The organism is Vibrio sp. Of7-15 (assembly GCF_022347565.1).
Lineage (GTDB): Bacteria > Pseudomonadota > Gammaproteobacteria > Enterobacterales > Vibrionaceae > NORP241.
In genome coordinates this window covers 139,246-150,793 of record NZ_JAKRGH010000003.1, presented here as the reverse complement: position 1 = coordinate 150,793, position 11,548 = coordinate 139,246, and the positions used below count along the sequence as shown (strand labels likewise).

The 11,548-nt window shown below is 41.4% G+C and carries 8 protein-coding genes; 5 read left to right on the top strand and 3 right to left on the bottom strand.

The window, feature by feature from the left end; all coding sequences use genetic code 11:
• Positions 1-49: 49 nt before the first annotated feature.
• Together glpD and MHO82_RS05295 are read right to left on the bottom strand one after the other, a co-directional pair.
• Positions 50-1,579, bottom strand: a complete 1,530-nt coding sequence (glpD, locus tag MHO82_RS05300; RefSeq protein WP_239182817.1) for a glycerol-3-phosphate dehydrogenase — start codon at positions 1,577-1,579, stop codon at positions 50-52.
• A 316-nt stretch (positions 1,580-1,895) separates the two neighbouring features.
• Complete coding sequence (locus tag MHO82_RS05295; RefSeq protein ID WP_239182816.1) at positions 1,896-3,086, bottom strand: EAL domain-containing response regulator; 1,191 nt, start codon at positions 3,084-3,086, stop codon at positions 1,896-1,898.
• Between the two features lie 134 nt (positions 3,087-3,220).
• Here MHO82_RS05295 and MHO82_RS05290 point away from each other — a divergent pair, with 134 nt between their 5' ends.
• The 5 genes from MHO82_RS05290 (at position 3,221) to MHO82_RS05270 (ending at position 10,965) form a co-directional block, all read left to right on the top strand.
• Positions 3,221-6,457, top strand: a complete 3,237-nt coding sequence (locus MHO82_RS05290) for an ATP-binding protein (RefSeq protein ID WP_239182815.1) — start codon at positions 3,221-3,223, stop codon at positions 6,455-6,457.
• 106 nt (positions 6,458-6,563) lie between these two features.
• Positions 6,564-7,244: a DUF3334 family protein gene (locus tag MHO82_RS05285; RefSeq protein WP_239182814.1), complete on the top strand. Its 681-nt coding sequence runs from the start codon at positions 6,564-6,566 to the stop codon at positions 7,242-7,244.
• 184 nt (positions 7,245-7,428) lie between these two features.
• On the top strand, positions 7,429-9,282 hold the full coding sequence (malZ, locus tag MHO82_RS05280) for a maltodextrin glucosidase (RefSeq protein ID WP_239182813.1): 1,854 nt from the start codon (positions 7,429-7,431) through the stop codon (positions 9,280-9,282).
• A gap of 190 nt (positions 9,283-9,472) precedes the next feature.
• The gene (locus tag MHO82_RS05275; RefSeq protein ID WP_239182988.1) at positions 9,473-10,156 is read left to right on the top strand and encodes a DUF2786 domain-containing protein; all 684 of its coding nucleotides are present in this window, start codon (positions 9,473-9,475) and stop codon (positions 10,154-10,156) included.
• Positions 10,157-10,311: 155 nt separating this feature from the next.
• A complete protein-coding gene (locus MHO82_RS05270; RefSeq protein WP_239182812.1) occupies positions 10,312-10,965 on the top strand; it encodes an OmpA family protein in 654 nt (217 codons plus the stop codon).
• Between the two features lie 78 nt (positions 10,966-11,043).
• Here MHO82_RS05270 and MHO82_RS05265 read toward each other — a convergent pair whose 3' ends face one another.
• On the bottom strand, positions 11,044-11,493 hold the full coding sequence (locus MHO82_RS05265) for a hypothetical protein (protein WP_239182811.1): 450 nt from the start codon (positions 11,491-11,493) through the stop codon (positions 11,044-11,046).
• Positions 11,494-11,548: the final 55 nt, after the last annotated feature.

Below are 11,548 nucleotides of genomic sequence, written 5' to 3'. Positions count from 1 at the left end.
TGCCTTTCTTTTCAATACGATGTGAAATTATTCTAGTTTAAGAGCCAGATTACCCTACTTGTGCAAGCTCAACGGGTTGTACAGTTTGCACTTTTGCTTGAATGTACTTAGACACTTCCGCTTTTTCAGCATCATCTAAGTACAAGCCCATTTTAGTACGACGCCACAAGACATCTTCTTCCGTTTTAGCAAATTCATCCGTAATTAGGTAATCAATTTCAGCCTGGTAGAAGCCTTTACCAAAGTGAATACCAAAGTCTTCTTCAGACTTAACACCATCAAATAAAGACCACGCTAATGTACCGAACTGATCCACATAACGTTGCGCTGTCGCAAGTGGTAACCAATCATGCTGCGAGCAAATGTTTTGAGCTAATTGTTCACGGGAATAATTAAAATCACCACCTGGTAATGGTGCTTCCGCCGTCCAAGAATCCCCCATTTTATTAAAGAATGGTTCAAGGTTCTTCATTGCTGACTCAGCCAGCTTACGGTATGTTGTTAGCTTACCACCGAAAATAGACAACAATGGCGCTTGCTCACCTTCTTGTTGCAGCTCCAGAGTGTAATCACGGGTAATAGCTTGGGGTGAATCCGATTCATCATCACATAACGGGCGCACACCACTGTAGGTCCATACAACATCTTCTGGTGTTAACTGCTTAACAAAGTGTTGGTTTACAACATCAACTAAGTAATCAACCTCATCATCAGAAATAGCGACTTCACGTGGGCAACCTACATACTCAACGTCTGTTGTACCGATGATGGAGAAATCATTCATATAAGGGATCACAAAAACAATGCGGTTATCTTTATTCTGTAGAATATAAGCTTGCTCTTCAGAATGAACCTTTGGCACCACAATGTGGGAACCTTTAATCAAACGAATGTTACGTGGTGAAGGCTCCGTTAAACTGTCATCAAAAAATTGTTTTACCCACGGGCCCGCTGCGTTCACCAAGGCATGCGCTTTTCGTTCAAAACAAACATTCGTCCGCTCATCTCTTAGCGTCACATGCCACACTTCACCTTCACGAGTGGCTTTGATAACCTTACAGTAGTTTTTCACTTCCGCGCCATTTTGTTGTGCGGACATCGCATTTGTAAGCACTAAACGCGCATCATCTACCCAGCAATCTGAATATTCAAAGCCCTTTTTGATCTCTTGCTTAAGTAAACCAGATTTTGCTAAATCAACTTGGCAGCTGCTTGGTAACGTTGTGCGCTTCCCTAAGTTGTCGTAAAGGAATAGACCTGCACGAATCATCCATGCTGGACGTAAAAATGGGCGGTGCGGTAAGCGAAAACGCATTGGTTTTGCGAGATGAGGAGCTTTCTTCAATAGAACCTCACGCTCTGCAAGTGCTTCAGATACCAAGCGAAACTCGTAATGTTCAAGATATCGCAAACCACCATGAATAAGCTTCGAACTTGCAGAAGATGTCGCTGAAGCAAAATCAGATGCTTCATACAAGCCAACCGTTAATCCACGACCCGCAGCATCAGCAGCAATACCAGCGCCATTGATTCCACCGCCAACAATAACTACATCTAAGACTGATTCCTGAACATCCATCTCTATTCTCACTTTTTATATTTATTCATAATTCACACCCGAACAAAAGCTCGAACGAGCAAAAACGAGCAATTTCGAACAATATAATTTATCTAAGATCAAAGATCAGTATTTATTTTCGATATAGAACAAAAAATTGTGACCTAACGAAAATAAATCACCATAAAATCATGCAATGGGTGATAAGTAACCTATCTCAGACTTTATTAATAGAAGTGTAGATTATGAAATAACAGGGGAGCGGAAAACTGTCTATTAAAAATAGAAAAGCCGCTGAGAGAGGCAGCGGCTTTATAAAAAGATAAGTGAGAACACGCTAGCGTTGCTCTAGCCAAGTACTAAAGTCATCCATACTCAGAGGTTTAGAATGATAATAGCCTTGTACAATTTCACACCCTAATTCTTTAATTAAATCCAAGTCTGTTTGATCTTCCACCCCTTCGGCAACAGTGTGAATTCCCAAACGACTTCCTAACGCTAAACTCGACTCTAAAATCGCCAAACTCACGTCATTTTTAGCCGCACCATGAACAAAAGAACGGTCCACTTTAAGCTCAGTAAACGGAATTCGTTTCAATTGCTCAAGGGTTGAAAAGCCAGTCCCAAAATCATCTATCGATAACCCCATGCCTTTGAGCCGAAACCGAGTCAGAATATCCAAACTGGTTACAATGTCATTAGCTAACAAAGATTCGGTCACTTCAATAATTACCTTATTAGCAGGTAAGTTTCGCATCTTAACTTCATTGGCGATCAATTCAGGCATGTTGAGCTTATCCAAGCCTCTTGGTGAGAAATTGATCGACATGGTGATGTCATGCCCCATGTCTCGCCACTGGGATAAACAATTAAAAGCCTTGGTATACACTTGCCTGGTCAGCTCTCCTATCAATCCTATTTGTTCACACATAGGAATAAACACCACAGGGGAAATCATTCCTTTCGTTGGGTGGTGCCAGCGTGCCAGTGCTTCAGCTCCCATTACCTGATTGTTTTGTGCCCCAACCTGAGGTTGGAAAAACACGTCGATTTCCCCCTGACTGATCGCTTCTCTTAGCTCTTCACCAAGCTCTGGTAAATGAGTCATACGGCCTTGAAGTGCACTGGCTATATCTGGTGAATTAAGTAAGCTGATTAACGCATCGGGCATCACAGGTTTCCCTAGTGATCCCAGTACATGTATATCTCTTTCTTTTGCGATGCTTTCCGCTGTTTGTAAAATTCGGGAGTCTTCGCCACTGATCAATACCAAAGACACATCTTGTTTTAATTCCCCTAAGTGCCGGATCAACTCAACACCATCTAATTCAGGCATATTCAAGTCTGAAATCACAACATCAATGGGTTCCATTCTAGAACTCAATATTTTCAAAGCATCATGCGCATTGTCAGTAGTCACGACTTTTTTCACTTCGCACTTCTCTAAAAGCCGAGTTAAGCTCTTGAGTACAAAGTGGTCGTCATCAACCACTAAAATGCGTAACTCTCTAGATAGCTTTGCTGACATTCTCTGCTCCGGTCTAATTTACGTCCTTATTAATAATATAGCCACTCAATAGAGTTCTGCTGCATTTTTTAGCAAAGCATAAAATACAAAATATGTACTAGACTGAAGATGTTAATAATCAACAGGTGGCAAGTATGGCAAAAATGAAGCGGTTGCTAACGCAGCTTTTTTTCTTCAAAACCATTGGTAGCAAAATTGCCGCAACCATGTTTACCATTACTGCCCTTGTACTCATTCTATCCACATCCAGCTACCTGATGTACGACCGTGTTCACGTAGACACAACTTCAGTAAGTGCTTACGATATCCCTAACGCACTGATTTCCACTTCAATGCGTAGCGAAACCGGAGATATGCGTGCCAACATACTGGAATACATTCTTGGCGATCAAAATAAGCTGGTGGACTTTGAAAAAAACAAAAATGAGTTCCTACATTTTTTAGCGACGTTAAAAAGTGAAACCACGCTCGAAAAACAAACCATTAAAGAGATTGAAAACCTATTTGATAGCTTTTATACCCAATCTACTACACATATTTTTTCTCGTTTTAGCCCCTCTTCAGAAGCATGGGCAAGACAAAGGGTTCAAGGGCTCACTGACTTTACAGGCACAAAATTAGAACGATTACTTGATGATTTGAAACAAAAGAAGGTGGAATCAGCGGATCTATCAACCGACCATTTAGATGTGCTTTATAACGATTTACCCAGCGTTCGTTACTACCTAGAACTTCTTGATGAAGCGGGTGATATGGTCAACAACCTCATCTTATATATAGACGGTAGTATTGATGCTAAACGAAACTTCATTCAAGACAGCCAATCTTTCGAGGAGTATTTTGCGCTTTTAAAACCGCTGGCTAACAAAACCAACGAGATTATCTCCCTCAATGAAGTGGAAGCCTTGTATTCCGTGTTACGTGACGGCGGATTTGAAGTCTTTGGGCGGTATAACCCCAAAGCAAAATCCGAAGCCATTAGAGCTTCCGAACGAATAGAACAAGAAATACATGTCCGGCTAGATTCACGACTGAGGGACTTAGCATCCAAGGCGAATCAGAAGGCCAGCAGCTCCTTACTTGACCTTCGAACCATCACCCGAGAAAACCAAGTCCGACTGCTTTTTTTTGTCGGACTCGTCATTTTGTGCTGTGTTATTCTCACCTACTCTGCTTATAGAACCATTACAGTGCCTATTTCGGAATTAAGTGCTTCAATGCGCTCATTATCTGAAGGAGACACAAAAGTGCGTATCCGCTATTTTGATCGCAATGATGAAGTCGGTAGCATGGCCAATGCCATAGAGGTATTTAAGAAAAACATCATTGCGCGTAATTTAGCCGAGAAGCAATTACTGTCTGAAAAAGAACGAGCCGAAGAAGCCTCTCGGGCAAAAGCCAATTTCCTTGCCACCATGAGCCATGAAATTCGTACTCCAATGAATGGTATTATCGGCATGATCGACCTCATTCATGGATCCAACCTCAATCACGATCAAAAATCCATGGCCAACACCATTCGTGATTCGGCTTTTTCATTGTTAAACATCATTAATGACATTCTCGATTTTTCTAAAATTGAAGCGGGTAAACTCAATTTAGAGCACATCGAATTCTCCCCTTTTTCAGTAGCAGAAGGCGTCATGGATACTCTCATTCCTACCGCTCTTGAGAAAAATGTCGAGTTTGAGTTATTTACCGATCCCGCTATCACAAGAAATGTCATTGGTGATCCCGTTCGTTTACGTCAGGTGCTCTTTAACCTCGTTGGAAATGCCATCAAGTTTTCGTCCAATGAAAAACGAAAAGGCATTGTCAGACTCAGTGTCGAACTTATCAATGAAAACCCAAATAGTTATAAACTACTGATTTCAGTAAAAGATAACGGCATTGGTATGGATAATGCGACTGTCAAAGGGCTGTTTCAGGCCTTTTCCCAAGCTGAAAGCTCCACCACTCGTCGCTTTGGAGGAACAGGGTTAGGACTCGCTATATGTAAAAATTTAATTGAGCTCATGAAGGGCGAGATCAAAGTAATCAGCACATTAGGAGCAGGCTCAACCTTCCAGCTGCATTTAACTTTCCCATGTGGAAAACTCTGTGAGCCTTACCAAATCATCAACCCTGCCAATTTTAATGTTTGCAACTTAATGACCCCAGGGTGGCATAGTGACATTGTAAATATCTACCTACGTGCACTAAGAATTCACTTCATTGATATCAGTGCTTCAGAACTTGCCAACCACAATGCCGTATTACTGACCCACGATAAAACCCTAGTGATCATTACCGATAACTACGCGCTTTCTAAAGAGCAATTGATCGGTTTTAACTTCCCAATTGAGTCCGCCCGCTTCCTCATACTAGAGCCAAACAACAACGGCCACGGATTTATTGACGAGTACAGCTTCTCTATTGGGCTACTGCCTCTCAAAATCACCTCATTGATTCATGGTATTAATGTCGCTCGCGGTGTGGAAAGCCCGGTAGAACAAGAAGAAATAGAACCATCAGAAAAAAAAGCATCGGAGAAAATCATCTCTCAAGAAGAAGCAGAAGCACGTGGGAACTTAATCCTTGTCGCTGAAGACAACATTACCAATCAAGATGTAATAAAACGCCAGCTCGCTAAACTCGGCCTACAATGCCGAATAGCCAATGATGGCGTTGAAGCAGAGGCCCTCTACAAAAAATACAATTTTGGATTAGTCTTAACTGATTGTCACATGCCAAACAGGGATGGTTATGAATTAACCCAAGTTTTACGTCAAATACAGCAAGAAACCGAACATCGGATCCCGATTATTGCCTTCACCGCCAATGCATTAGTCGGAGAAGCAGAAAAATGCATTCAAGTAGGTATGGATGACTATCTATCTAAGCCTATTGAGATATTAAAATTAAAAGAAAAAATGCGAAAATGGCTGCCAAGCTCCAAAAATGTTAGCCCTCTACATCATGAAGAAAAAGCCACATCAGAAACAAGCAACTCAGAGCCACCAGCGAGCACCGAAGAGTTTTCTGCTCCCTACTTAGAGCCCGATGCCTTAGCCAATTTTTTCTTAAATGATAAAGAAGATTACCTCTTTGCTTTAACCGACTTTAGAGATCTGATCCTTCCACAACTGAATGCACTTGTTAGCGAAATAGACCAAGATTTTGACCTTACTATAATCAAGCAACTTGCACATAAATTAAAATCCTCTTCCGCAACTATTGGGGCGCAAAGAGTGGCCACCATATGTGGAAATCTTGAAGCATGTGACAGCAGTGATAATACAACAGCAAATACACTATTAGGGCAGCTGAAGGAAGAATTGCCCACTTGTGATAGCGCAGTGAACCAAATGATAGAAGAAGTACAGGAATAAACAAAACTGTACGTTTCCACAATATCATTATTTTTAACTATACAGAGCTAGAAATTTAGGGCATAACAAAGACTTAATACTAGCCTTCTTAATGAGATCACCGAGTATGAAAAAAACGAAAACTGTAACGACAGAAGATGTCCTCTTGACGCTATGTCAATCGCTCACCAAGGTGATGAGTGCTGCAACGGATAGTAAAGTTAATTATTCCGCCATGGTCCAAAAAATCCATAAAACCAGCTTAAAACCTGATGTTGGGTGTTTTGTATTATTTGATGGTGGATTTTCAGGGTTAGTCGTTATTAACTTCACAGCCCAGGCAGCTTTAGAGCTCTACACTCGATATATGTCTCACATGGGAATGCCTGAAGAAGAACTGGCTATCTTACATACCTCTGATGAAGTATGTGATGTATTAGGCGAACTAATGAATCAAATCATTGGTGACTTTACGGGTAAGATTCGCATTGAGTTGCAAACATCCATTACGCAAAACCAACCAAAAATGCTGGCGCTGAACAAACAAGTGATTCTGTCGGTTGATACTAACCTCGATAGAGCCCAAGCGCGTCGTGTGACTTTCTCAACAGAGAAAAACAATATTTTCTACCTTGAACTCGCGATGGACAAAACAGAGTTCATTCAACTTCACGAATTTGAAACTCAAGACGACCCAGATCCAGATGCAATACTGGATCAAGAACGCCAAACTAAAAGTTCAAAATCGACAAAATCGGATGCCAAACCAGAAGCCGATATTGACCTATTCAACGAACTAGGCATTTAGCGTCCCGCTAGGCTAGCTTTCATAGAGCACAGACATAACTCTGTGCTCTATCTTTACGTCAGATAATCTACGCCTTTCTCCTCCTCCCCATAAACATTGAAAAGAGTCCTCAAGGGCTGATTTCATCTCATTTATCCCTTATTACACTAAAATTATACAAGCATCGACCATCGTTGAGGTAATAATGGAAGCACCGTTCATTTACCATGGCCAAGATGACTCATGGGTACAGCACCACAATAAGCAACTCACCCTAACTTTAGTAACCTCTGAATCTCATAGTTTTCTTACTGTTTACGTTCGTAGTGAGCCAGATAATGAAGAACTACTGACTAAAATGGAGCCCATTCACACACAAGGACGACTCCAGTTCTGGCAAGCCACTATTCCTATTAACACCGATAAAGACATTACCAATTACACATTTAAACTGTGTCAGAACAAACGCCAATGGTGGTTACATGGCGCAGGAAAAAGCAACCGCATTCCGCCTATTGAATTGCATTTTAAATATAATGCAGTAAACCACCCTCCGGAGTGGGTCAGCCAGCAAGTGTTCTACCAAATATTTCCCGACAGATTTTGTAATGGCAACCCTGAAATCAGCGTAAAGAGCAATCAATACAATTTAAGAGGCGATCACAGCCCAACCGTAGCCAAAGCTTGGGGAGATCCAGTCGGAGAGCACGCAGGTACTGGGGCCAGTGAGTTTTACGGCGGAGACTTAGCTGGAATTCACTCCAAACTTGACTATTTGCAAGAGCTGGGTGTCACTACTTTGTACCTAAACCCCATTTTTTCTGCGCCAAGCAACCATAAATACGACACCACGGATTATCTTAATATTGATCAGCACCTAGGTACCAATCAGGAATTTATTGCACTAACACAAGAACTCCATCAGCGCGGGATGAAAGTTGTTCTCGATGCCGTCTTTAACCATACCTCAGTGGATCACCCTTGGTTTGACAAATACCAACGATCTTCAGAGCAAAAAGGCGCATTTGGAAACCCTAGCTCCCCCTATCGTGATTACTATTTCTTTGAGGGTGATACTAACCACTATATTGGCTGGAAAGGGATCGATCATCTGCCTGTTTTAAATTTCAGTAATCAAGCAGTTCGTGATTATATTTATCAGGCTGAAGATGCAGTCATCAAACACTGGCTTAAACCACCCTATTCCATTGACGGTTGGCGGTTTGATGTCATACACATGCTGGGAGAAGGAGAAGGAGCAAAAAATAATGCGCACTACGTCAAAGAATTTCGTAAAGCCAGCAAAGAGGTAAACTCTGATGCCTATATGTTAGGAGAGCATTTTTTCGAAGCAAGTCAATGGTTACAAGGAGATCAAGAAGATGGTTCCATGAACTACTATGGTTTTTCACATCCCTTGCGAGCTTATTTAATCAACCTTGATATCAGTTTTGAATCCATTGCTATTTCTGATATGGAATTTTCAGCATGGCTAAACGAAGCACGCGCAAAAATACCGTGGAAAAACCAGCTAGCCCAATTAAACCAACTAGACAGCCATGATACGGCACGCTTTATTAGTTTACTTAATAACGACGTAAAGCTGTTCAAACTGGCAGTTCAGTTTTTATTCTGCTATCCCGGTGTGCCCTGCTTGTACTACGGAACAGAAATAGGGCTAGAAGGTATGCATGACCCTGATAATCGGCGCTGCTTTCCGTGGGAACGGGCCAATAACTGTGAGTTACTCCCCTATTTTAAAAAGCTCATTCAACTTCGCACCTCACTCCCCTCATTACAAACAGGTAATTATCAACAACTATTGGCAGAGTCTGGGCTATTTGTCTTTGCTAGAACAAACAGCCATGAGGTTACAATCAGCCTGATTAATACTCACCGACACGCTCAAAATGTCTCTTTACCTGTCTGGCAAACAGGCATTGAAGAAGCCACTTTCACAAATATGATGGATGGCAGCCAATACCAAGCAAGTAATGGCTTATTACATCTACCACTAGAAGACAAAGAAGGCATGCTACTTCATCATCAATATTTGTAATGGTAACTCCATAATATACGTAAACTGGCTGAGTGAGAGGGCAAAGAATAATGCCCTCTCAAGCGTCATGAACATAATGAAAGAGCTGTAGACCTACGCGTACAAGACATACCGGAATAGAAGATTTTAACTTTTTAAGCTAGAATAGTTCCCCTTTTTCAAAAATAGGTCTTTATATAGTATGTCGGCTATAAGTAAGCAGAAGGCACTAAAGAAAATCGCTAAGTGTCTAGAGCTGGGTAATTCTGCAAACGTAAATGAAGCTGCTCAAGCCATAAAAATGGCTCATCGACTAATGCTCAAATACGGTTTAGATAAAGACGACATCGAATTTATTAAACTCGGTAAAACCACATCGACCCACTTACTCCCTGCTGAAATTAACTCAACCATTTTGCGTATTATTCGTGGTATTAACACTCGATTTGGCGTTGAAGCAGTGCTAACTAACCATAAAGGCCTTAAAAAAGCAGAATTTATCGGTGAAGCTGACCGCGCTATTTTTGCTGCATTTGCATTTGATATTGTCTATCGCGAATTAAATGAACATACGGGGCAATTTCGAAACAGCTTTGCAGGTTCCGGCACCAGTACTGCGGAGGTGACCAAGCGTGTTAACTCGTTTGTTTCAGGATGGGTTGAAGGTGCTCTCGAAAAATTACCGATCATCACTCCTGATGATGAGTCTGCGAATAAAATTAACGACTATATTGATAAAGAATTCCAAAATATCGACCGTGAGACCTTTAAAAAGCAACTCCGAGAAGCTATGGCGAACATTACCGAAGACTACGAAAAAGGCCTTAAAAAAGGACGTCGCCTTTCGGTAAACCGTCCTGTTGGCGGTGCTCAAGCTGCCAAATTACTAAAATAAAAAGAAAAAGCAAAAGACTTTTAACATTCCACAATAACATAAATGAACAGTGTACTTTTGTTGTTGCTAATTGCACAAATAAAACATACCCTGTCCTTTATGTTTATACATTTAACCAATAGCTTAAATTTACGTTTAAATACGGGTGACCAATAATGAAAAAATTAACTTTGGCTCTAGCTGTTGCTATCGCATTAACAGGCTGTCAGGCAACACAACGCCAAAACGCAACTACGGGTGAAGCAGAAACCAACTCAGCAACAAAAGGTGCTCTTATTGGCGCAATCGGTGGTGCTGTGGCTGGCGCTGCGACAGGTAAAAAGAATGGCGCATTATTTGGTGCTCTTGGTGGCGCAGCTATCGGTGGTGGTGTTGGCTACTACTTCGATCAACAAGAAGCCGCTTTACGTGCTGAGCTAAAAAGCTCTGGTGTTCAAGTAAAACGTGTTGGTGAAAACCAGTTAGTTCTTATTATGGAAAATGGCATTGGTTTCCAATCCGCTTCTTATGCTCTTGATCCAAGCATCTACCCAACCTTAAACGGCATTGCGAAGATCTTAGTTGAATACCCAGACACAAGCCTAACTATCGAAGGCCATACAGACAGCACTGGCAGTAACGTGACGAACCAAACACTTTCAGAGCAACGTGCAGAATCTGTACGTGCGCAACTTATTAGTCAAGGTGTTGCTGGTGGCCGTGCAAACGCTCGTGGTTTCGGTGAGCGCTACCCTATTTGTGACAACAGCACAAAACAAGGCCGTGCTTGTAACCGCCGTGTAGAAATTAAGATCCAATCTTTAAAATAAGCAAGATCGATAAAGTGGCGATATACCTCGCCACTTTACTTCACATTACAATGTAATAACGCAATAAGCTGGCTTCAATTATTTAGAAGATGTAGACGCAGGCTTTTCGTAGCTTGATAATTCTTTCTTAATGCGTAACGCTGCAAACCGAGCCATACGTAATGCATCATCACCGTAACGCCGAATACTAAATGACTTAGAAAATTTCTTACCGCTATAATCTCGCCATTCAACCGCCCAAGCATCGTATGTTTTTACGGTATCATCTTTCATCTTTTTAACTTGACTCGTCTTGCGAATATTCACCCCTTTACCGCGGTGAAATTGCTTCCGGTAAGCCCCTTTCTTTATCATAATCCATTTTTTAGAGCCCCAGATTTCTCGACCTTTCTCGTTTAAGAACTTGATCGCTTCCTTCTTTGGATCACTGTATTTTGATAAACTGAAATGTTTCGTCAAGTAGGTGCCTTCAGGTTCAGGTACTTTCGCTCGATAGGCACCATGCTTTAGTGCAGTTATCCCATACATTAAATAAAACCCTCACTTTATTCCTCTGCTAAGTATATTCCATTAAAAACAAAAT

Bases quoted from the DNA above. Each gene is read 5' to 3' on its own strand.
- glpD (WP_239182817.1), bottom strand. From the start codon at position 1,579: ATGGATGTTCAGGAATCAGTCTTAGATGTAGTTATTGTTGGCGGTGGA.
- MHO82_RS05295 (WP_239182816.1), bottom strand. From the start codon at position 3,086: ATGTCAGCAAAGCTATCTAGAGAGTTACGCATTTTAGTGGTTGATGAC.
- MHO82_RS05290 (WP_239182815.1), top strand. From the start codon at position 3,221: ATGGCAAAAATGAAGCGGTTGCTAACGCAGCTTTTTTTCTTCAAAACC.
- MHO82_RS05285 (WP_239182814.1), top strand. From the start codon at position 6,564: ATGAAAAAAACGAAAACTGTAACGACAGAAGATGTCCTCTTGACGCTA.
- malZ (WP_239182813.1), top strand. From the start codon at position 7,429: ATGGAAGCACCGTTCATTTACCATGGCCAAGATGACTCATGGGTACAG.
- MHO82_RS05270 (WP_239182812.1), top strand. From the start codon at position 10,312: ATGAAAAAATTAACTTTGGCTCTAGCTGTTGCTATCGCATTAACAGGC.
- MHO82_RS05265 (WP_239182811.1), bottom strand. From the start codon at position 11,493: ATGTATGGGATAACTGCACTAAAGCATGGTGCCTATCGAGCGAAAGTA.